This is a genomic window from Acuticoccus kandeliae (assembly GCF_003073115.1).
This window is the reverse complement of sequence record NZ_QBBV01000001.1, coordinates 1,732,891-1,753,330: the sequence shown is the minus strand read 5'-3', so window position 1 is coordinate 1,753,330 and position 20,440 is coordinate 1,732,891. Positions and strand designations below refer to the sequence as shown.

Sequence of the window (20,440 nt, the reverse complement as noted above, 5' to 3'; positions counted from 1 at the left end):
CAACCGATTGCCAAAAATCACCCTCAGGGAGATGATGCCGGTCGGCTCTGCTGGATCGGATAGTCATGTTGCTGCGGCGCGACGTCCTGAAGCTGATCGCACTCCTCGGTCTGGCCTCACCTGCGAAAGCGCAGTCCGGGCGCGGCCGCCGGATCGGATTTCTTTGGCAGGGCCGCCGCGGAACGGACGACTCACCTCGTCTGGGTCTGATCTAAGGTCTTGCTGCCCTCGGTTATCTCGAGGGCGAAAACTTCGAGATACTTGCCCTTTACGCCGATGAACATCCGGAGCGGCTGCCGGCGCTCGTCGCCGAGCTCGTCGCGGCGGACGTCGACATTATCCGCACGCCCGGCACCATCGTCACCGAGGCGGCGATGGCCGGCACGACCACGATCCCCATCGTCACGACCGCTGCCGACACTCTCGGCGCGGGCTGCGCTGTTTCACAAGATCTCAATCTGATGACTTTTCTTGTTTTGAGCAGAAGCCGCGATTTCACATGGATCGGCATCGACGTCGAGATAGTTGTGCGCCGCCTTCAGCACACCCTCTAGGTAGAACGCCCAGCCGCCATTGTTGCAACCCGGCGTGAAGATCATGCCGGACGCGCCGTCCTTGATCTCGACCTCGGCGGTGATGCTGAAAGACGTGTTCTTGGCTCGTCGCGACGGCTCGCATCATGCGGGTCATCCTCACCCTTGGACGGGGCGGCCTTCTCCCTTGTTCGCCTTCGCCCTGTAGAGCGCCGCGTCGGCCCTGCGATAGATGTCCGCCGGCACCACGCCCCGCTCGGGGAACATGGTGAAGCCGATGCTGACCGTGATCTCGTGCCGCCGGTCACCGATCTCGATCGGCGCCGCGATCACCTCCATCAAATGCAGGGCAAGGGCCTCCGCCGCGGCCGCGTCGCCGAGGTCGAACGCCACGATCGAGAACTCGTCGCCGCCAACGCGCGAGACGAAATCGTCGCCTTTCAGCGCGCGCTTGAGCCGGGCGGAGACGATCTTCAGCACCGCGTCGCCCTCGGGATGGCCGAAGGCGTCGTTGACCGTCTTGAACCCGTTGAGGTCGAGCAGCAGGAGGGCGTGGCGGTCGTCGGTGCTGTTGTGCGCGGCGGCGTGGAAGATGTCGTCGAAGTGGCGGCGGTTGGCGAGCCCGGTGAGCGGGTCGAGCATCGCGAGCTCCAGCGCCTTGCGCGCCTCCACTTCGGCCGCAAGCCGCCGCTCCAACTCGCGGCGGGCCTGGCGCGCGCGGCGGTTCGAGATGACGAAGAGGCCGATGACGAGGATCGCGCTCAGCGCGAAGGCCTCCTCGATCTCGAGCCACAGCGCGTCGGTCGGGCTCTCCCCGATTTGGGTGAGGATGTCATACTCGACGAAGACGAGCCCGAGGGCGACGAGCACCAGGACGAGCGCGATGATGGCGCCGAGGTCGGCGCGCTTCGGCAGGAGGCGGCGGAGCCCCGCTTCGAGACGCTCGGCCATCCCTATTGCCCTGCCCGCGCCTCTGACAGCGCCGACGGGTCGCGCGCGGCGATCTCGTCCGCGGTCCAAGTGCCTTGTGCCGCGCAGACCGGGCAGGTCGCCGTCACCGTCTCAGGCGGAACGAGCGCGGCCGCGTCGACAGCGATGCCGGTCGAGAACCAGTGCCGACAGGCGCCCTGCTTGCAGCGAACCGCCCAGACCGCGCCGCACCCGCATTCACTCATCGCCCGCGTCTCCCGCCCCCTTGTCCGACCCGACATTGTGTGCGGATCGGCCCGGCGGCACTTTTACGGGTGGATGAGGTGGCGTCCAACCTCCCCAGCGCGTCATCCCGACGACGCGGGTCTGCGACCGGTCGCCGAGCGACGGCCGATGCACACGACCACCGCTGCCACGTCGCAGAATCCGTGCCGTCTTCGGGTGTGCAGTTGGCCAAGCCGTCTCGCGCACATTGAAGCGCCAGGAGGAGAGGGTTCGCACCGGCCTCGACGCGAGGCGGCAGCGCCGCGGCGGGCCCCCGCCGCCCACCATCGGCGGCGGTCCGCGGCCGATGGTGCCAGACTTCCCGCCGCATGGACCCACCGTTGCACGTCAGCATTTGCCTTTCACCGCCGCCGGGTGCATGCCGCCGGTCACCTGACCGTGGACGATTGGCCCGATGAGCGAACCACGCCCCCTCTCGACGGTGCGTCGAGCCCTGCTGCCGGCGATGCCCGGCCCCTCCCCCTTCGAAGCGCGGCGCGCCGCGATCGGCGCATGCCTTGGCCTTCTCGTCTGTGTCGCCTGCGTCCACTTCATGCGGGAGGGGTGGTTCCTCGTCGCGCCGCTCGGCGCCTCGGCGGTGCTCCTGTTCGCGGTGCCGAACAGTCCCCTCGCGCAGCCGTGGTCGGCGATCGTCGGCAACACCATCTCCGCGGTCGTCGCGATCGGTGTCCTCCACCTCGTGCCGTCCCCCTGGGATGCCGGGGTCGCGGTGGGCGCCGCGATCGCCGCCATGATGGTGACGCGCTCGCTGCATCCGCCCGGAGGCGCCGTCGCGCTCCTCACCGTGATCGAGGCCGAGACGGTGCGCGAGATCGGCCTCGCCTTCGCGCTCGTCCCGGTGGGGGCGACGACAGCGCTCCTGGTGCTCTCGGCCGTCGCCTACAATCGCCTCACCGGGCGCGTCTATCCGTTCCGCCAGCCCGAGGCGCAGCCGGAGGCGGAGCGGCGGCTCGGCCTCTCCACGGCGGAGCTGCGCGACCTTCTCGGCCGCTTCAACCAGGCGGCCAATCTCGGCGTCGCAGACCTTGCGCGCCTGCTCGCCGCGGCGGAGCACGAGGCGGCCGCCCATCGCTTCGACGGGACGCTCTGCAGCGACCTCATGACGACGCGGCTCATCACGGTCGCCGCGGACACCCCGCTCACGCGGGCCGCGTGGCTCTTCCAGAAGCATGCGATCAAAAGCCTCCCGGTGGTCGATCGGGACGGCCGGATGCTCGGCATCCTCCTCCAGTCCGACCTCATCGAGGCGCTGACCCTGGGTCACAGCATGAAGCGCTCGCCGAACCGCCGGCGTCTCAAGGCGCCGCTGCGCGACCTCCTCGCCGAGGACGCGATGCGCACCCCTGCGATGGTCGTGACGGAGGACACCCCGGTCGGCGCCCTCCTCAATCGCCTGGCGACGCAAGCGGTGCAGATCGCGCCGGTCATGCGCGGCGAGCAGCTTGCGGGCATCATCACCCGCTCGGACGTCATCGCCCTGCTCCTGAGAGGGTCGGCCGAGCGCGTCGCCGCCTAAGACTATGTGCCCATCGGATCGGGGGTGTCGCGCGCCGCGCGGCCGAGGGTTCAGAAGCGATAGCCGAGGCGCAGCGAGCCGCCGTGGGACTGGTAGCGGTCAGCGAAGACCCCGTCATACTGGAGTTTCAGCTCCAGCCCCTCCACCTGCTGCAGGTCCAGCCCGGCGCTGATGCGGGCCACGGTGTCGCTGATCGGCATGGTCGTCGTGAATTCGTCCATGTCGGAGATGCCGCCGAAGCGGGCCTCGCTCGCCCACTCATCCTCGGAGAGGAACGAGACGCCGAACCCGGCATAGGCACGCAGCGGCAAGCCCTCCGTCACGTCAGACCGTGCGCCGACTTCCAGGCCGGGCGTGATCGCGAAAATCATCGAGCTCGCGTCATCGACGATGAGGTTCAACGCACCGGCGCCGGACTCGCGATACCCCTCCTGGTGCACCGCGATCAGGTCGAGGTCGAGCATCGGCCGGATATAGAAGCGCTCATCGAGCGGCACCTCGTAGGAGACGTGCGCACGGCCGAAGGCGAACGCCGATTTCGGCTCGGCCTCGGCGATGTCCGACAGGGTCCCCAGGCGCACGTGGCGCTTCGAATCCCCCCACGTGTACCCGCCGCCCGCGGCGAGCGCGAAGAGCCAGGGCCCGGCCTCCCGCTTGAGGGCCGCAGCACCGGAGACGGCCTGGGTGTCGAGGGATTCGTTCCCCGTTCCGTTCCGGTACCACGACGCCTCGTAGCCGAGGCTCCCGCCCAGATACCAACCGTCGGTGAGCATCGTCTGCCCACCGGCCTCGAACCCGGTCGTCGAGACGTCATAGTCCACTCCACCGGAGCGCGCGCCCTGGTCGGCGTAGCTGCCGAGGAAACCACCCCAGACGCATTCGCCCTCCTCCAGCATCACGCCTGTGGAGAAGGCCGGACACGAGAGCACGCCGTTCGCGGTGGCGATCGCCTTTTGCGGGGCGGCTGCGGACGGGGCGAGCGTGATCTGCGAAGCGAGGGGGCGCAGCATGTCCTCGAGCGTTTCGGGGGTCGCGCTATGGAAGGCGGCGAAGACCTCGCCGATCGCGATCTCCTCGCGCGCGAACGCGACGGCACTCACCGCACCGCGCTCCAGCCCCTCCCACGCCCCTTGCAGCCCTCTCGCGACCTCGGCCGCGCTCCGTCCGAGATCGACGCCGCCATCGAACCGCGCCGTGTCGATCTCGACCCCCTTCCACCTTGCGCGGGAGGCGGCGGGTTCCGCGAACGAGAAGATGAGCGAGGACAGGATGGTGACGCTCGACGTGTCGGCACCCCCGACCTTGATGATGTCGGCGCGAACGTTCGGCAGGAGGGAGGTGGGGTTGATGTCGACGCCCCAGGTGCCGGCGAAGTCACCCCGCACAACCAGCCGATCGTTCGTGCCCGCCCGCATGTCGATGTCGAGGCCGGTGATGAGGCCGCCGCGGCTCGCCGTTTCGGTCCGCCAGTTCCGAACGCCACGCTCGCTATGGTGCGAGAGGGGCGTGAACGCGCGCGCCATGGCGAGATCGCCGACGTCGAAGGCCGACCCGAGATCGGCGGTTCCGACGCCGACAAGGTCCCCGGCGAAAATCGTCCTCACGGTGTTCCCGGTCCCGCCGACATCGATCGTGCCCGCGTTGAGGACGCTCGACAGCCCGACGACGGCGCCCGTGACGACGGTGCCGGTCCCCTCATTGCGCAGCACCGACGTGCCCGGCTCGCTCGACAAGACGGGTCTTCCGCGGTGCCCTGCGGCCGCGCTCGCCGTCCCGCCATTGGTGTCGTTGCCGCGAACGCCGGCGCGCGACGCGCCGATATTGCCGATGATCGTGCCGTGATTGGTGATCGTCACGGTGCCGATCGCATCGGTCGCGGTGTAGATGGCGCCGCCCGCATAGGCGGACGAAGTCGACCCGCTGAGCACGCCCTTCTCGCCGACGGTGACGTTGATGCTGGTCTTCTGGACATGCGCCCACACACCCCAGGCCGTGTCGGCGCCGACCGTCACCGATCCGTCCACGGTCACCTCGATCCCGGTGCTCGGCGGCGCGTAGATCGCGTTGCGCCGCGACGACGTCGCGACGAGGTATGAGCTTGTGGTGGCCGCCTTGCCGATCCGTCCGGTGCCGCCGACGGACTGGGCGAGGATGCCGTGCGCATGGTCGCCCGACGTGGTGATCGACGCGCCCTCGGCGACGGACACGGTGATGTTGCCCTGCACGCCGTGCCTGGTCGCCGTGTCGTTGTAGCTCTCATAGATCACGTCGGTATAGCCGGCGACGATCCGCTGGTTGAGGTCACCGGCCAGGCCACCGCCGCCGGCGATTGCCTGCGCGATGATGCCGACGCCCCCGTCGCCGCTCGTCACGATCGACGCGCCATCGACCAGATCAATCGTGACATCGCCGCTGGAGGCGGCCGATTGATCGTCGACCACATCGACCGGGATCGACTGATCGCTGACCCTCTTGAAGCTGGCATCCGACGAGATCATCAGGCCGCCGCCGCCACCGATCGATTGGGCGATGATGCCGGCCGCCCTGAGGCCTGAGGTGGAGATCGTCCCCGCGTGGGTGATCGAAACGTCGCCGCCATCCAGTAGCCCGCTCCCGGCGGGCGCCGAACTTCCGAGCGTCACGGTGATGACGTCGGCGATGCTGTCGTCGTTCACGCGCGTCGTCGTGCCGAGCGCCGAGGCGGCGATCCCGCCGCCGCCGCCGATCGACTGCGCGACGATCCCGTGCGCCGCATCCCCGTAAGTGGTGATCGCCTGGTCCGCGGCCGTCATGACGGTGACCGTGCCTGCCAGGCTGGCGCTCGGCCCGGTGGACGACGAACCGAGGGTGACGTCGATCGACTTGAGCGCAAAGCCCGACGACACGCCGAAGCCGCCGCCGCCGCCGATCGACTGGGCCACGACGCCAAGGGACGCGTAGCCGTGGGTCGTCACCGTGTTCGCGTAGACGGTCACGCTGCCGCCCGCGCCGCCACCGCCATTCGAGGCGCCGACCTTGATCGTCCCGAAGCTGACGGAGAGCTTCGAGAGGTCCGGGACGCCGTTATCGTCCTCCTCGGCGCCCTGATTGGAGGAACTGCCGGCGACCCCGCCGCCACCGCCGATCGATTGGGCCAGGATGCCGTGGGAGAACGCGCCGTAGGTCGTCGTCGTGCCCGACGTGAACTTGTTCTTGTTGGGCGCCTGTCCGACCACGACGGCGCCGCCGTTGCCGCCGATCCCCCCGCCACTCGCGGCCGTCATCCCCAGCGACACGCCCATCGACATGGACCGGTTGGCCGGGTCGTCGATGACCGAATTGTCGTCGCCGTCCTTGGGGAATTTGCGCTTGAACTCGAACTCGTGGCTGACCGAGGACGTGCCCGATCCGCCGACACCGCCACCACCGCCGATCGACTGGACGACGAGACCGTCCGAGAAGTCCCCCGAGGTCGAAATGGTGCCGTCATTCCAGCCGAAGGCCGCGCCGCCGTCGCCTCCGGCCCCGCCCGTGCGGCCGAGCCCGATCGACAGCGCCGTGGTGGCATCCACGTCGCCTCCGCCACCCCCGCTCATGCCGCCGCCGCCACCGACCGACTGGATCACGAGCCCGCGAGAACCCGTCCCGGTGGTGACGATGGAGGCGCCGGCAAAGACGCCCGACACGGCCTTCCCGCCCGCGCCGCCGACGCCACCCGTGCCGCCGATACTCACGCCAAGCGTGAAGGAGTTGCTGCCGTCCGACTTCGCCTGGGATTCGCCCGACCCGGCGTGACCGCCGCCGCCGCCGATCGACTGCACGAGGACGCCTGTCGCGAAGGCGCCACCGGTCGAGACGTCGCCGCGAATTTGCGCGTGCGCGTAGGCGCCATTTCCCCCGCCGCCGCCATCGCCACCCAGCGCGACATCGAGGTTGAGGGAGATGTTCGAGGGGTCCTTGTCTTTGTCGTCGTCGCCGGGATCGTCCCCGCCGGAACCGGACTTCGGTGGTCCCTTGGGCAGCACCAGATTCTTGAAGTCCTCCACCGCCTCGCCGAAGGAAAAGGTGGTGGATGCCGCCGTCGAATCGCCGCCCGCGCCACCGCCGCCCCCGATCGACTGCACGTGCACCCCAAGCGCGCCATCACCCGTCGTCTTGACGATGGCGCCCTTGCAGAGCCTTGCGACCGCCTCGCCGCCATGGCCGGCGGTGCCACCGGTGCCGCCGTGGGAGAAGGAGAAGGTGAGATTGAACGCGTCGAGCTCTTCGTCATACGGGATGCTGAGCGCGAGCGCATCCGCCGACGAGCCGCCGCCGGTGCCGCCACCCCCGCCAATGGACTGGACCAGAATACCGGTCGAATCGGTTCCGCTGGTGCCGAGTTCGCCATTGTGGATGGCGGACGCGAGGCTGCCGTCGCCACCGTTCCCACCACTCCCGCCGGTCGCGATCGAAAACGAAAAGGGGAACGGCACGTTGAAGGCGGTCGAGCTGGCGGCACCGCCGGAGCCTCCTCCGCCGCCGATCGACTGCACATGTAGTCCAACCGCGTTGAGGCCGCTGGTCCGGATCTCGCTGTCAGACCCGGTTTTGACCGCCGCGTCGCCGCCGCCGCCGCCGGCGCCGCCGCTCCCGCCGATCGCATCGTCGAAAACCAGGCCGATGGACGAGGCCTTGCCCCCGATCCCACCCCCGCCGCCGATCGATTGCACCACGATGCCCGCGGCGAAATCCCCGCTGACGTGGATCTCGCCCTCGTGATCGACCTCGACGGAGCCGCCGACCGCACCAGGCCCGCCGCTGCCGCCGACGGCCATGAAAGCCGCCGACCGGTTGCGCCCGACGCCGCCGCCACCCCCGATCGATTGCGCCACGATCCCGTGCGCCTCCGACCCGGTGGTGGTCAAAATCGCCGTGTTGAGGACGGTGACGTCCCCGCCGGCCGAACTGCCACCGGCCCCGCCGATCCGCCCGGACGCGCCTTCGCCGGTGTTGATGCCGCCGCCACCGCCGATCGACTGGGCGAGGATCGCGATCCCGCCGCCGAGCTTCACCGCGTCGGCGGGATCGCGCGAGGCCGCATCCTTGCTGTAGCCGCCATAGGTGGCGACGTTGGCATAATTGTAGACGTTGACCGTTGCGCCGCCGGCCTTCTTCGACGCCCCGCCGACCTGTTGCTGGCCGTTCGCGTCGAACCCGCTGCTGCCGTAGGCGGCGAGCGGGGCGGTCGAGGTGAGAATACCGCCGCCGCCGCCGATGGACTGCGCGACGATCCCGTGGGAATCGACCCCGTAGACAATGATGGCACCGTGGTTGGTGACCGTCACGTCGTCGCTGCCGGTGGAACTGGTGTTCGCGTCGCCCCAGACGATCTTGTCCGTGCCGTCGAAATTGTAGATCCCGTATCCGAATGCGGCCGCGGCGGATTGTGCGACGATCCCGTGCGAACGGTCCCCTTGCGTGGTGATCGAAAAGTCGTTCGTCACCGTTACCGTTGCGGCCTTGCCGGCCTTTCCATAGGTGCCGGCAAATGTCGACTGACCCGCCCCACCCAGCGACTGGGCGACGAGCCCGCTCGAATACGCGCCGGCGGTGTCGATGGTCCCGCCCCCGGTCAGGGTGACCTTCGTGTCAGCGCCGTCACCGCCGACATAGGTGTTGCCCCGGCTATAATATCGAGCCGTGCGGCTTCTCCCACCCGCGCTCTGCGCGATGACCGCCGTCGAATCGTCCCCTTTGGTGGCGAACCGCGCGTCCGACGTCGCGTTCACGGTGAGGGTGACGGTCCCCGCATCGCCGCCCGAATAGTAGGTTTCGTATTCGAGATCTTTGAGGACCGGGATGCCGTCGCCGCCGATACTGGTCGCGGCGATCGCGGCACCGGAAGCCCGCGCCGGGCTACCCGTTGTGACGATGCCGGACGAGACGGTGGAGATCGTCCCGGAAAAGGCGCTCTCAGACGAGCCCACCCTGAGCGTCGTCGTCCCGGCATCACCGCCGGCCCCCGCCTCCATCGTCTGGGAACGGGCAAGGTCCTTGAACTCCCGGAGGCTGCTTTTCGCCCGCGTGCGGTTGCCGCCATAGGATGCGGCGAGGACGGCCGGCCCGCTTTGCGTGGCATAGACCGGCGCATAGACCGTCACGGTCACCGCCCCGCCCGAACCGGCCTTCGTCTCGTCGCCACCCACCCCGGCCGAGCCCGTGGCGACACCGCCCTGGCTGATGCCGACGACGCCCGCCCTGGCCCCCCGCACCGTGCCGCTTGTGGTGATGGACACCGCACCGGCATGGCCGCCCGCATAAGCGTAGAGGCCGTCGCCGCCACGCGAGAGCGCGTAGATCCCGGCTCCGACCTCGCTCGTCACATCGGCCGTGTTCGTGATCGTGATCGCGCCAGCATTGCCGCCATTTCCGGGGATGGTGCCGCTCGGACCGCTGACATATTTCCGGTAGAAATTGCGGCTCCCACGCGACACCACGCCGATCCCGTGCGCTTGGGACGTCGCCGCGAGGGGAAGACTGCCCGTCGACGTTCCGGGGGCGAGGATCGATCCCGTCGTGGCCGCGGTCGAGACGTGGATCTCGGCCTGGTTGTCGACCGCGATGTTCAGACCTGGCTGGGGCGATGCCGCGCCGACATAGCCTCTATAGACGTCGTAGCCCTCGCTATCCCTCCCGACGAAGACCTGCGTCGTCGGTGGGTTTTCGTAGAACATGTACGGGCCGCCATAGACATATTGCGGCGTCGTCACTGTTGCGTCCGACGTGATCGTGCAGGTGAAAGTCTGCTGGGGGATGGTGGTGTCGGATGCTTGCCGCTTGCCGCCGGCGTCCAGCACATAGGCGCTGACCGAGGGGCTGCATTTGGCCTGGGCGTAGGCTCGCGAATAGAGCGCGCCCGGTATCCCAACCAACGATCCGACGAGGGCCGTCGATTGCAGCAGGAGCGTCGACGTCACGATCTTCGCCTTGCGCAGGCGATGGCGGTGAGTGGCTTGATCGCCCATCCGGACCGTCGCCCGCCCCACGCCCTTTCGTCCCATGCGGCAACGCCCCTTACGCCCGACCGGATGGCACAGATGCTTCGAAGGTCATGTGCCGACGCTCAGCTAGGCGGAGGTGTCCTGCATTTATCAACCGGAAACAGGGCCTCGATGCGCTGCCGGATATCGGATCTGACGGTGCCTGTAACGCATGCGCCACGGCAATTTTCCGCGCTCTTTGCGCAACTTTTGCAAAATAGTGCGTGTAGGAATTACTGGCTCGCCGCGTTCATGGCACGGGTCACTCGGCGATTGCGAGCGTGCCAGGCTGCGTCTTCGGCGCGGCGATCTCGCGGGGTTTGATCTGCAGGGCGCGCAGCGCGTTGAGGATCACGGCGACGTCGATCGCCTCCTGGAGGAGCGCGCCCTCCACCGGCGTCAGATAGCCGAAGGCGGCCGCGATCATCCCGAGGACGGAGAGACCGATCCCCGCCACGACGCTTTCGACGGCGATCCGTCGCGCGGCGCGTGCGATCTCGATGCCCGGCACCAGCCGGTCCACGCGGTCGACGAGGAGCACGACATCGGCGGCTTCGGCCGAGGCAGCCGCCCCCCGCGCGCCCATCGCGACGCCCACGTCGGCCGCGGCGAGCGCGGGGGCGTCGTTCACCCCATCGCCCACCATCATGACCGGGCCGTTCTTGCGCTCGGTGAGGACCAGGAGGACCTTCTGGTCCGGCGTCAGGCCGGCGCGCACACCGTTGAGGCCGAGCCCCTCCGTCACGCGCTCCGCCACATCCGCGCGGTCGCCGGTCGCGAGCAGGATGCGCTCGACGCCCTCGCGGCGCAGCCCGTCGAGCATCGCGCCGGCCCCCTCCCGCAGCGGATCGCTCATCACGAGACGGCCCGCCATCCGGCCATCGACCGCCACCGCGACGACCACGGATCCCGCGGCGACGGCGAGATCGTCGGCGGATGGCGTTCCGACGCGGCCCGCGACAAACCCGTTGCCGCCGACGATGATCCGGCGGCCGTCGACGCATCCGATGACGCCTTCGCCCGGAATTTCCGTCACATCGGAGGGAACGGGCAGCGCGAGGCCACGCGCCTTCGCCGCCGCGACGCTCGCCTGTGCCACCGGGTGCTTGGAGGCCTGGTCGAGCGCTGCGGCGAAGCGCAGGATATCGTTCTCGTCCATGCCGTTGCGGCTGTCGATCGAGACGATCTGCGGGCGGCCGTCGGTCAGCGTCCCCGTCTTGTCGAGGATCAGCGTGCGGATGCGCGCCATCGTCTCGAGCGGACCCGCCCCCTTGATGAGGACGCCGAAATGGGCGGCGCGGGAGAGGCCCGCGACCAGCGCCACGGGCACGGCGAGGATCAGCGGGCACGGTGTCGCCACCACCAGCACGGCGACGGCGCGGATCGGATCGTTGGTGAACCACCAGGCCGCGAACGCGATAATCACCGTGACGGCGAGGAAGCCCAGCGACCAGCGGTCCGCGAGGCGGGACATCGGCGCCTTCGACCGCTGCGCCGCCTCGACGAGCCGGACGATCCCGGCATAGGTACTCTCCTTCGCGCGGCGCACGGCGGTGAGGTCGAAGACCTCGCCGGCATTGGTCGAGCCGCTCATGGCGTCGGCCCCGCGCGTGAGGCGCACGGGCAGCGACTCGCCGGTGAGCGCCGAGGTGTCGAGGAAGGCCGCGTCGGACGCCACGGTGCCGTCCACCGGCACCACATCGCCTTGCCGAATGAGGAGCCGGTCTCCGGGCGCGATATCGTCGAGGGGCACGTCCTCCAGGCCGCCATTCCGGTAGCGGGTCGCCGTGCGCGGGACGCGGGACAGGAGGTCGTGCATCTCGCGCCGGGCGCGGCCCTCGGCGAAGCTCTCCAGGAACGTTCCGCCCGAATACATCACCGCGACGACGGCCGCCGCGAGGGTTTCGCCGAACACCAACGCCGCCGTCATCGAGAGCGCGGCGACGATGTCGAGCCCCACTTCGCCCCGCCCGATGCTGCGCAGGATCTCCACGACGAGGGCGATGAGGGCGGGGACGACACCGGCCGTCCAGGCGAGGTTGGCGAGCGCGGCCTGGCCGGCGAAATGGAGCACGAGGCCCGTGACGAGGCCGGCGAGCGCCATCAGCAGGATTGCCGTCTTGAGGCGATCGGTGATGCCCTGGTCCATGCCGCTCACTTCCTCCCGGCAGGGACGATTGAAGCGCGCCCTTCGGAAGACAGGCGTCCGACCCCCACGCCCCTCGCGCGGCGTTCATAGTCGCGCACGAGAAACGGAGCGTCGAGCCTCGATCGGCCCGGTGCAGGCATCAGCTTTCCTTTCGCGCCGGACCGGCGGCCTCAGGCAGGCGGATCCGCACCTCGAACCCGTCGGCACGACCCGTCGCCGGGGACGCGAGATCGAGCGTCCCGCCCGCCCCCACCGCGATCGCCTCGGCGATGGCGAGGCCGAGCCCGCTCCCCTCCGACACGGCCGCGCCCCGCTCAAATCGCTGCGTCAGCGAGGCGAGAGTCTCCGGCGGGACGGCGGGGCCTTCGCTGGCGACGCTGACGATGCCGTCCTCCAGCCGGATGCGGACGGGCGCGCCGGGCCGGCCGTGGCGCAGGCCGTTCTCGATGAGATTGCGCACCATGATCGCGAAGGCGTCCGGATCGAGGCGGGACATGGTTCCGCCGTCCGGCAGGGTGAGCGCGATGCGCCCGGCACCGTCGGCCGTCGCGGAGACCTCCGCCACGAGATGGCGCAGGATCGCAGCAAGGTCCTGCGGCGCCTCGGACACGAGGCCGCCCCCCTCCGCCCGCGCCAGCTGCATCAGCTTCTCCGCGAGCTGCGACAGGCGCTTGAATGCGGCCGCCACCCGCTCCGCACGCTCCCTGAGCGGGCCGTCCGGCGCTTCGGCGACGAGGCGCTGCGCCTGCGCAAGGCCCGCCGCGATCGGCGTCCTCAATTCGTGCGCGCTGTTGGCCGAGAAGCTGCGCTCGGCTTCGAAGGCGCGGCGCAGGCGGTCGAGGAGGCGGTTCACCTCGGCCGCGACCGGCGCGATCTCCGCCGGCACGGGCGCGATCGGAACCGCCGAGAGGTCCGCCCCGCCGCGCGCTCCGATGGCGGCGGTGAAGTCGCGCAGTGGCCGCAAGGCCGAGCGGACGAGGAGCCACACCCCGAGAAGGCTGAGCGGCACGAGGATGACCAGCGGGAAGAGGAGCGCCGCCGCCGCCTCGAACATCGCCTCGCGACGATGCTCCAGCGGTTCGGCGACCTCCAGGACGATCGTGCCGCCGACCGCCGCGTCGCCGTAGATCCGGTGCGTGGGCGTCGTGCGAAAGCCGGTCATGGGGCGCGCGGGAAAGTCCGCCGGGTCGGCGTCGTGGGAGCGCAGGAGCAGACTGCCGTCCGCGTCGCGGACGAGGTAGGTGAGGAACGCGTCGTGCGAAGATGGCGGCGAGACGAGATGCTCGGCGAGCCCCTCCTCCCGCTCGACGATGTCGACGACTGCGAACGGCAGCAGGCGCTGCGCGGTCTCCTGGAGCGCGCCGTCGAACGCCTCGTCGAGCTCGTGCCGCACGATGATCCCGGCGACGAGGGTCGCGACGAGCCACAGACACGCGACGCCCAGAGCGAGGCCGAGCCCGAGGCGGCGCGCGAGGCTGATGGGGCGGCTCATCCGGGCCCGAGCCTGTAGCCGACGCCGCGGATGGTCTCGATCGCGTCGCGGCCGAGCTTCTTGCGCAGCCGGCTCACGTGCGCCTCGATCGTGTTGCTCTCGATCGCCTGGTCGAAGGCGTAGAGGCGGTCCTCGAGCTGCCGCTTCGACAGGATCATGCCGGGCCGCTGCAGGAGTGCCTCGAACAGGACCCACTCGCGGGCGGTGAGGTCGATCACGGCCCCCTCGCGGGAGAGCCTGCGGCCGGCGAGGTCCGCCTCCAGCGCACCGTGCCGGATCAGCGGATTGGGGTTGCCGTGATAGCGCCGCGAGACGGCGGCGACGCGCGCCGACAATTCGGTGAGGTCGAAGGGCTTCACGAGATAGTCGTCCGCGCCGGCATTGAGGCCGGCGATGCGGTCGGAGATCTGGTCGCGCGCGGTGAGGATCACGACCGGCGTCACGTCACCGCGCGTGCGCAGCGACCGCAGAAGGTCAAGGCCGCGCCCGTCCGGCAGCACGAGGTCGAGGAGGACGAGGTCGTAGGGCACCGCCTTCAGCCCTGTCTCGGCGTCGCCGAGGCGCTGCACCCAGTCGACCGCGTGCCCGTCGGCGGCCACCTGATCGCGCACGGCTTCGCCGAGGCCGACATCGTCCTCCACCAGCAGAATCCGCACCGATCATCCCCGCAAAAATCAAAGCCCTCGCCGATGCCGGCCGAACCTTACGCCAACCTGACGGCGCGCGCGGCGTCCGTCAGGATCCCGTCAGGCGGCGACGCGACTTCAGGGCATCGAAACGCAATTACGGGAGAACCCGATGATCCGCACCTTGATCCTGTCGTCCGTCGCCCTCGCCGCCTTCGGCGCGGGCAGCGCCTTCGCCGAAGATGCGCGCTGCAACGTTCCGGTCGCCGACTGGCAGCCGCGCGAAGTCCTCCAGGCCAAGCTCGAGGGCGAGGGCTGGAAGATCCGCAACATCAAGACCGACGAGGGCTGCTACGAGGTCTACGGCTTCGACAAGGACGGCAAGCGCAAGGAGGTCTACTTCGATCCGAAGACCTTCGAGGCGGTCGGCGAGGACGACTGAGATGGCGGGGCCGGACATCAAGGTCTGGGACCCGCTCGTTCGGCTCTTCCACTGGTCGCTCGTCGCGAGCTTCGCCATCGCGTGGCTCACCGCCGACGACTGGCGGGACCTCCACGAGTGGGCGGGCTATGCGGCGGGCGCGCTCATCGCGTTCCGCCTCCTGTGGGGCTTTGCCGGGCCGAGATATGCGCGCTTCAGCCAGTTCGTCCGCTCACCGGGGACGATCGCGCGCTATCTCGGGTCCATGCTGCGCGGCGGCGAGGTTCGCTATGTCGGGCACAATCCGGCGGGCGGGGCGATGATCATCGCCCTCATCCTGTGCATGGGCGGAACGGCCCTCACCGGATGGATGTACACCCGTGACGCCTTCTGGGGCGTCGATTGGGTGTTGGCGACGCACGAGACCCTCGCCAACACGATGCTCGCGCTGGTGGCCCTTCATGTCCTCGGCGTCGTCGTCGCGAGCTTGCGCCATCGCGAGAACCTCGCCCGCGCGATGGTCGTCGGCCGCAAGCGTGCGCCCGGCATCGGCGACGTGGCCTGACACCCGGCCCGCCGGCCGTCGCGCGCCTCAGCGGTCGACCGACCTTGGACCGGCTCCCGATCGGCCGGGGATGGGGAACGCCCCTCCCCGGCCGTTTCGTTCGCCGCCGAGCGTCCCGCGCCCGCCATGCGTGCCGATGCGGGGTGCGGCCATGTCAGAGCCGGCAGCAGATGCGCAGCGCATCGTAGATCGCCGCGTGGACGTTGCGGCTCGACACGGCATCGCCGACCCGGAAAAGCTGGTAGGCCCCGTCCGCGTTGATCTCCTCGGCATGGAGATATCCTTCCGCCAACGCGTCGATGTCGAATTCGCCGCCGTTGCGGGAGCGCGGGGCGAGGGTATGGAAGAGCGCGTCCGCCGGCTCGGTGCCGAAATTCGTGACGACGCTGTCCACCTCCCGCTCTTCCACCTCGCGCGTGTAGATGTTGCGAAGCCGCACCCGCAGCGCGTTGCCCGAGCGCACGATCCCGAGAAGACGCAGGTCGGTCGTGAGCCGGACGCCGGCTCCGTAGAGTTCGCGCAGGTGCACGGGGTAGTTGAGGCCCCCGATCGCATCGCCGACCTGCCGGTTCGGCGTGGCGAGTTCGACCTCTTCCGCGCTCTGCGCGGCGAACTCGGCGGTCGAGAGGCCGGAATGGTCGCCGGTCTCGTCGTAGACGAGGACACGCGCGCCGAGCGGCGTCTGGCCGCCGAGAAGATCCCACGATGTGGTCACCAGCGCGTCCCCGCCCTCCGGCAGCATGATCTGGGGGACGCCGCCGGTCGCGATGATCACGATATCAGGCGACAACGCCTCAACGTCGGCAAGAGCCGCGTAGACGCCGAGCCGCACGTCGACGCCGAGGAGGTCGAGTTCCGAACGGTACCAGTCGACGATGCCCGACATGTCCCGCCGCCAGGTGGCCCGCGCCGCAAGAACGAGCTGGCCGCCGAGCTGCGCGCCGGCTTCGAACAGGGTGACGGCGTGGCCGCGTTCGGCGGAGACCCGAGCCGCCTCGAGCCCCGCCGGCCCGCCGCCGACCACCACGACACGCTTCGGCTCGTCCGCCCGCGCGATCACGTGCGGCATCGTCTGCTCGCGGCCGGTCGCCGCGTTGAAGAGGCAAAGGGATTCGCGACCGCGATAGCCGCGGTCGATGCAATAGCCGGCGCCGACGCAGGGACGGATGCGCGCCTCCTCCCCCCTCGCTGCCTTCGCCACGATGTGGGGGTCGGCGATGTGGGGGCGCGTCATGCCCACCATGTCGAGATAGCCCTCCGCCACCGCGAAGTTCGCCGTGGGAAGGTCTGTGATCCGCGCCGCCTGAAAGACTGGAAGGCCGGAGGCGTCCCTCACCGCCCGTGCCAAAGCGATGTAGGGGGCGCTCGCAAACGCCATTCCGGGATAGGTCTCGGCCATGCCGAGCCCGGTGCCGGCGTACTTGCCGTTGACGTTGAGGAAGTCGATCGCGCCGGTGCGCGCGATCAGGCGCGCGATTTCGAGCCCCTCCTCGGCGGTGAGACCCTCCTCGTTGGACTCGTCGGCCGCGAAGCGCACGCCGATGATGAAATCCTCACCCGCCTGCAGGCGCGCCTCTTCGATCGTTTCCATGAGAAAGCGGGCGCGGTTCTCGAGCGAGCCGCCATAGGCGTCGGTGCGACGGTTCGAAATCGGGGAGAGGAACTGTCCGAGGAGATGGGTCGTCGCGAGAAGCTCGCACCCGTCGAGGTCACCGTCCCGGCAGCGTCGTGCGGCGCGTCCGAAATCCTTGGTGATGCGAAGGATATCGCGCGTGCTCATCTCTCGCGGCATCGAGTGGTGTGCCGGGTCGCGCACGACGGAGGGCGCGATGGTCGGGAACCAGTCCCCCGCGTCCCAGGAGGTGCGCCGGCCCATATGGCTGATCTGGCACATCAGCGCCGCGCCATGGCGATGGATGCGCTTGGCGAAGGCCTGGAAATACGGGACGATCTCGTCCGAGCCGACATAGATCTGGCCGTAGATGCTGCCGGCGTCGCGGCTCACATTCGACGAGCCGCCGAACATCGTGAGCGCGAGGCCGCCTTTGGCCTTCTCCTCGTGGTAGGCGACGTAGCGCTCGTTCGTGACGCCGCCGGCGGTGTAGGCTGGCGCATGGGCCGTGCTCATCACGCGGTTCTTCAGAACCATATGACGGAGCTGAAACGGGGACATCAGGGCGCTGTAGGCCCCAGCCCCCTCCGCGCGACCAGAAGGCGCTGGAGACGGGGCGGGTTGCTGTCGCGGAGGGCCGGGCCGATCCGGCCCTTCACCGAGGACCGGGTCGCCCCTCAATATTTTCCGTCCTCGAGATCGATCTGGTTCAGCCAGTCCATGAAGTCCGCTTCGAGGACCCCGACGCGGTCACCCTGCGCATCGAGGGCGACGATCCCCTTGTCGAGTTCGGACTGCAGAAACGCGTGGCGCGCCTGGAGTTCCCCGCTGGTGAGATGGTTGGCGTTGCGAAGCCGCCCCTTCATGGCCAGCTTCTTGGTCGCATCGTCGAGACGCTTCTTGAACTGATCCAGACGATCCTTCAGCGCATCACTATCGGACATGATGAAGCCCATATTTTCAGGATCGGCCCGATGGACGGAACCATCCCTTGACCCATGGAACAGAGTAGCCCGACGACCAGCAGAAGCAACAACAACGACACAATGCCGGGGCTTCATCCGCCGAGGCCGGTTCACGCGTCCGGTGATTGCCGTGTCGGATTGTTCTCATCCGGGCGCATCCGCTATCACCTCAAAGAGATCGTCGTGGACCGCCGCGCGCTTCGCCGACGCGACGCGACCGCGTGGCCTCGGCCGCGCCCTGAACGAGGAGAACAGTCCATGATGCCGGGACGATTGCGATGCCGGTAGGACTGGTCCCGCAGATCCAGCAGTCGGCCTCGCTGCGCTACTTCTACGAGGTCGCGCAGCATGGCTCCTTCAGCGCGGCCGGCGAGGTGCTGCGAATTGCGCCGAGCGCCGTCAACCGGCAGATCAAGCTTCTGGAGACCGAGCTCGGCACCGAGCTCTTCGATCGCGGCCGCGGGCGCAACAGCTGCCGCCTCACCGCCGCCGGGGAAGCCCTCCTCTACCGCGTGAACCGCGCCATGCAGGAGCTCGCCCTCGCGCGGTCCGAGGTCGATGCGCTCCAGGGTCTGAAGCGCGGGCGCGTGTCGCTCGGCGTCAACGAGACCATCGGCCGGGAATTCGCCGTCGGCTTCATCGCCGACTTCTGCAAGGACCACCCGGCCGTCTCGTTCGAGGTGACGTGCGGCAACTCCCCGATGCTGCTCGATCTCCTGCTCGCCGATCAGGTCGACATCGTCGTCGCGCTCGGCGTCGCGGCCCGGCGCGAGATCGAGGTCGTCGCCGCGAGCCCCATCCACCTCTACGCGATGATGCCGGCCGATCATCCTATGGCGCAGGCGGCGGCCATCTCGCTCGACACGCTCGCATCGGAGCGGCTCATCCTGCCGGGGCCGGAGATCATGCTGCGCCGCCTCGTCGACACGATGCTCGTCGCCGCGGACCTCGAGAGGACACCCAAGCTGGTGACGAACTCGTTCGAGCTGATGGCCGACCTGGTGCGCGCCGGGCTCGGCTTCGGCATGCAGACGCGAAGCCGTGCCGGGGTCGATTCGCTGCGCCCCGGCATCACCTATGTGCCGCTCGAACAGTCGCCGGCCGTCGCGGGCCTCCTCGCCTGCTGCGTCCGGCGGGGCCGCACCCCGTCGGCCGCGATGTCGCACTGCATGCGGCGCATCAAGTCCCGCTTCGAGGACTGGCTCGACGAGGGAGACGCGCCGCCGCGCGGCCAGGGCCCGGATCAGACCGTGAAGAACGCCTTGTAGGGCTCCAGACGCGCGTTCAGCGCGGTCCATTCCTCGTCGGTGTAGGTGTGCTTGCCGACGAACTGGTTGCTGAGAAGCGTCTCGACGGGCGGCGCCGGCTGATCTTCCTTGATCACGTATTTCTGCGCGAGATCCCACATTCCGAGATATTTCTCGGCCTTCATCCAGCCCTGACCGTGCTCCTTCACCTCGGGCACGAGGTTCATTGTCTGCGTGATGCCGAGCGAAAGCTTGAGCTGCTCCTGGGCGACCGGGTTCAGCGCCATCTCCGGCACCTGCTCGAGGAAGATCTCGATCGCCTTCTCCGGGTTGAGCGCGGTGAACTTGATCGCCTCCATCATGCCGTCCACGATCGCGGCGCACATCTCGGGATCGCTCTGGAGCATGGCGGGGGTGACGACCATCGTCTGCCCCATCAGCTGATCGAGGCCGGCGTCGTTGTAGAGCATGAACTTCACGTCCTCGCCCTGGGGGACGAGCTTCGACAGGATGGACGAGCCGACGCCGGTGATGGCGTCGACGTCGCCGCGCAGCAGCGCCGTCTCACGCACCTGGGTGTCGAGCTGCACCTGCTCCACCTTGGCGAGGTCGAACCCCGCCGCCGCGGCGTAGGCCGGGAGGAACGGATATTCCGACGAGGTCGTCGAGGAGCCGAGCCGCTTGCCCTCGAGGTCCTGCGGCTTGGTGATCGGCGAGTTCGCGAGGAGGCCGACCCCCATCGTCGTCTTGTAGTCGAGCTGCCCGATGGCGATGAGGTCGATGCCGCGCGCCTTGTGGACCGGAAGCGTCGAGCCGTTCAGGAAGCCGATGTCGAAATCGCCGGTGAAGATCTGCTGCGCGCCGACGCGCGGCGTGATCTCGACATTGAAGCCGCGATCCTTCCAGTAGCCCTGGCCGAGCGCCACGTAGGCGGGCAGGTTGGAGCCCTCGGGCACCCAGGAATTCGCGAACTTGATGGTCTTCAGCCCCTGGGCGATGGCGGGCCGCGCGAGAGCGGCGCCCACCCCGAGAGCGGCGGCCCCGGCGAGCATCGTGCGCCGGGTGATCTCAGTCTTTCCGGTCATGGCAAAGGTCTCC

At 69.2% G+C, this 20,440-nt stretch carries 15 protein-coding genes; 4 read left to right on the top strand and 11 right to left on the bottom strand.

Going from position 1 to position 20,440, the window contains the following annotated elements; all coding sequences use genetic code 11:
- Positions 1 to 268: 268 nt before the first annotated feature.
- From DBV35_RS31020 to DBV35_RS07975, 4 genes are all read right to left on the bottom strand, one after another.
- Positions 269 to 421 (bottom strand): hypothetical protein, encoded by a 153-nt coding sequence (locus tag DBV35_RS31020; protein WP_245943872.1) that lies wholly within the window; start codon positions 419 to 421, stop codon positions 269 to 271.
- 22 nt (positions 422 to 443) lie between these two features.
- Positions 444 to 599 (bottom strand): hypothetical protein, encoded by a 156-nt coding sequence (locus DBV35_RS31015; protein ID WP_245943871.1) that lies wholly within the window; start codon positions 597 to 599, stop codon positions 444 to 446.
- A gap of 93 nt (positions 600 to 692) precedes the next feature.
- On the bottom strand, positions 693 to 1,484 hold the full coding sequence (locus DBV35_RS07980; RefSeq protein ID WP_108659639.1) for a diguanylate cyclase domain-containing protein: 792 nt from the start codon (positions 1,482 to 1,484) through the stop codon (positions 693 to 695).
- Positions 1,485 to 1,486: 2 nt separating this feature from the next.
- On the bottom strand, positions 1,487 to 1,708 hold the full coding sequence (locus DBV35_RS07975; protein ID WP_157961629.1) for a hypothetical protein: 222 nt from the start codon (positions 1,706 to 1,708) through the stop codon (positions 1,487 to 1,489).
- Positions 1,709 to 2,142: 434 nt separating this feature from the next.
- Here DBV35_RS07975 and DBV35_RS07970 point away from each other — a divergent pair, with 434 nt between their 5' ends.
- The gene (locus DBV35_RS07970) at positions 2,143 to 3,264 is read left to right on the top strand and encodes an HPP family protein (RefSeq protein WP_211099941.1); all 1,122 of its coding nucleotides are present in this window, start codon (positions 2,143 to 2,145) and stop codon (positions 3,262 to 3,264) included.
- Between the two features lie 50 nt (positions 3,265 to 3,314).
- Here DBV35_RS07970 and DBV35_RS07965 read toward each other — a convergent pair whose 3' ends face one another.
- From DBV35_RS07965 to DBV35_RS07950, 4 genes are all read right to left on the bottom strand, one after another.
- Complete coding sequence (locus tag DBV35_RS07965) at positions 3,315 to 10,250, bottom strand: autotransporter outer membrane beta-barrel domain-containing protein (protein WP_108659636.1); 6,936 nt, start codon at positions 10,248 to 10,250, stop codon at positions 3,315 to 3,317.
- 277 nt (positions 10,251 to 10,527) lie between these two features.
- Positions 10,528 to 12,414: a heavy metal translocating P-type ATPase gene (locus tag DBV35_RS07960; protein WP_108659635.1), complete on the bottom strand. Its 1,887-nt coding sequence runs from the start codon at positions 12,412 to 12,414 to the stop codon at positions 10,528 to 10,530.
- A 139-nt stretch (positions 12,415 to 12,553) separates the two neighbouring features.
- Positions 12,554 to 13,906: an ATP-binding protein gene (locus DBV35_RS07955; RefSeq protein WP_108659634.1), complete on the bottom strand. Its 1,353-nt coding sequence runs from the start codon at positions 13,904 to 13,906 to the stop codon at positions 12,554 to 12,556.
- On the bottom strand, positions 13,903 to 14,562 hold the full coding sequence (locus DBV35_RS07950) for a response regulator (protein ID WP_108659633.1): 660 nt from the start codon (positions 14,560 to 14,562) through the stop codon (positions 13,903 to 13,905). The genes DBV35_RS07955 and DBV35_RS07950 overlap by 4 nt, the downstream gene beginning before the upstream one ends.
- A 142-nt stretch (positions 14,563 to 14,704) precedes the next feature.
- On the opposite strand from DBV35_RS07950, the gene DBV35_RS07945 reads away from it, so the two are divergent.
- A complete protein-coding gene (locus tag DBV35_RS07945) occupies positions 14,705 to 14,974 on the top strand; it encodes a PepSY domain-containing protein (RefSeq protein WP_108659632.1) in 270 nt (89 codons plus the stop codon).
- A gap of 1 nt (position 14,975) precedes the next feature.
- The gene (locus tag DBV35_RS07940) at positions 14,976 to 15,518 is read left to right on the top strand and encodes a cytochrome b/b6 domain-containing protein (protein WP_108659631.1); all 543 of its coding nucleotides are present in this window, start codon (positions 14,976 to 14,978) and stop codon (positions 15,516 to 15,518) included.
- A gap of 154 nt (positions 15,519 to 15,672) precedes the next feature.
- Here the strand turns inward: DBV35_RS07940 and DBV35_RS07935 are convergent, their stop codons facing one another.
- Together DBV35_RS07935 and DBV35_RS07930 are read right to left on the bottom strand one after the other, a co-directional pair.
- Complete coding sequence (locus tag DBV35_RS07935; protein WP_108659630.1) at positions 15,673 to 17,691, bottom strand: oxidoreductase; 2,019 nt, start codon at positions 17,689 to 17,691, stop codon at positions 15,673 to 15,675.
- A 116-nt stretch (positions 17,692 to 17,807) separates the two neighbouring features.
- The gene (locus tag DBV35_RS07930) at positions 17,808 to 18,086 is read right to left on the bottom strand and encodes a hypothetical protein (protein ID WP_108659629.1); all 279 of its coding nucleotides are present in this window, start codon (positions 18,084 to 18,086) and stop codon (positions 17,808 to 17,810) included.
- A gap of 287 nt (positions 18,087 to 18,373) precedes the next feature.
- Between DBV35_RS07930 and DBV35_RS07925 the strand changes: the two genes are divergently transcribed.
- A complete protein-coding gene (locus DBV35_RS07925) occupies positions 18,374 to 19,363 on the top strand; it encodes a LysR family transcriptional regulator (RefSeq protein WP_108659628.1) in 990 nt (329 codons plus the stop codon).
- On the opposite strand, the gene DBV35_RS07920 is transcribed toward DBV35_RS07925, so the two are convergent.
- Positions 19,339 to 20,427, bottom strand: a complete 1,089-nt coding sequence (locus DBV35_RS07920) for an ABC transporter substrate-binding protein (RefSeq protein ID WP_108659627.1) — start codon at positions 20,425 to 20,427, stop codon at positions 19,339 to 19,341. The genes DBV35_RS07925 and DBV35_RS07920 overlap by 25 nt on opposite strands.
- Positions 20,428 to 20,440: the final 13 nt, after the last annotated feature.

What these genes read in the sequence shown, in the direction of transcription:
- DBV35_RS31015 (WP_245943871.1), bottom strand. Translation starts at nt 599, where the DNA reads ATGATCTTCACGCCGGGTTGCAACAATGGCGGCTGGGCGTTCTACCTA.
- DBV35_RS07980 (WP_108659639.1), bottom strand. Translation starts at nt 1,484, where the DNA reads ATGGCCGAGCGTCTCGAAGCGGGGCTCCGCCGCCTCCTGCCGAAGCGC.
- DBV35_RS07975 (WP_157961629.1), bottom strand. Translation starts at nt 1,708, where the DNA reads ATGAGTGAATGCGGGTGCGGCGCGGTCTGGGCGGTTCGCTGCAAGCAG.
- DBV35_RS07970 (WP_211099941.1), top strand. Translation starts at nt 2,143, where the DNA reads ATGAGCGAACCACGCCCCCTCTCGACGGTGCGTCGAGCCCTGCTGCCG.
- DBV35_RS07965 (WP_108659636.1), bottom strand. Translation starts at nt 10,250, where the DNA reads ATGGGCGATCAAGCCACTCACCGCCATCGCCTGCGCAAGGCGAAGATC.
- DBV35_RS07960 (WP_108659635.1), bottom strand. Translation starts at nt 12,414, where the DNA reads ATGGACCAGGGCATCACCGATCGCCTCAAGACGGCAATCCTGCTGATG.
- DBV35_RS07955 (WP_108659634.1), bottom strand. Translation starts at nt 13,906, where the DNA reads ATGAGCCGCCCCATCAGCCTCGCGCGCCGCCTCGGGCTCGGCCTCGCT.
- DBV35_RS07945 (WP_108659632.1), top strand. Translation starts at nt 14,705, where the DNA reads ATGATCCGCACCTTGATCCTGTCGTCCGTCGCCCTCGCCGCCTTCGGC.
- DBV35_RS07940 (WP_108659631.1), top strand. Translation starts at nt 14,976, where the DNA reads ATGGCGGGGCCGGACATCAAGGTCTGGGACCCGCTCGTTCGGCTCTTC.
- DBV35_RS07935 (WP_108659630.1), bottom strand. Translation starts at nt 17,691, where the DNA reads ATGTCCCCGTTTCAGCTCCGTCATATGGTTCTGAAGAACCGCGTGATG.
- DBV35_RS07930 (WP_108659629.1), bottom strand. Translation starts at nt 18,086, where the DNA reads ATGGGCTTCATCATGTCCGATAGTGATGCGCTGAAGGATCGTCTGGAT.
- DBV35_RS07925 (WP_108659628.1), top strand. Translation starts at nt 18,374, where the DNA reads ATGCCGGTAGGACTGGTCCCGCAGATCCAGCAGTCGGCCTCGCTGCGC.
- DBV35_RS07920 (WP_108659627.1), bottom strand. Translation starts at nt 20,427, where the DNA reads ATGACCGGAAAGACTGAGATCACCCGGCGCACGATGCTCGCCGGGGCC.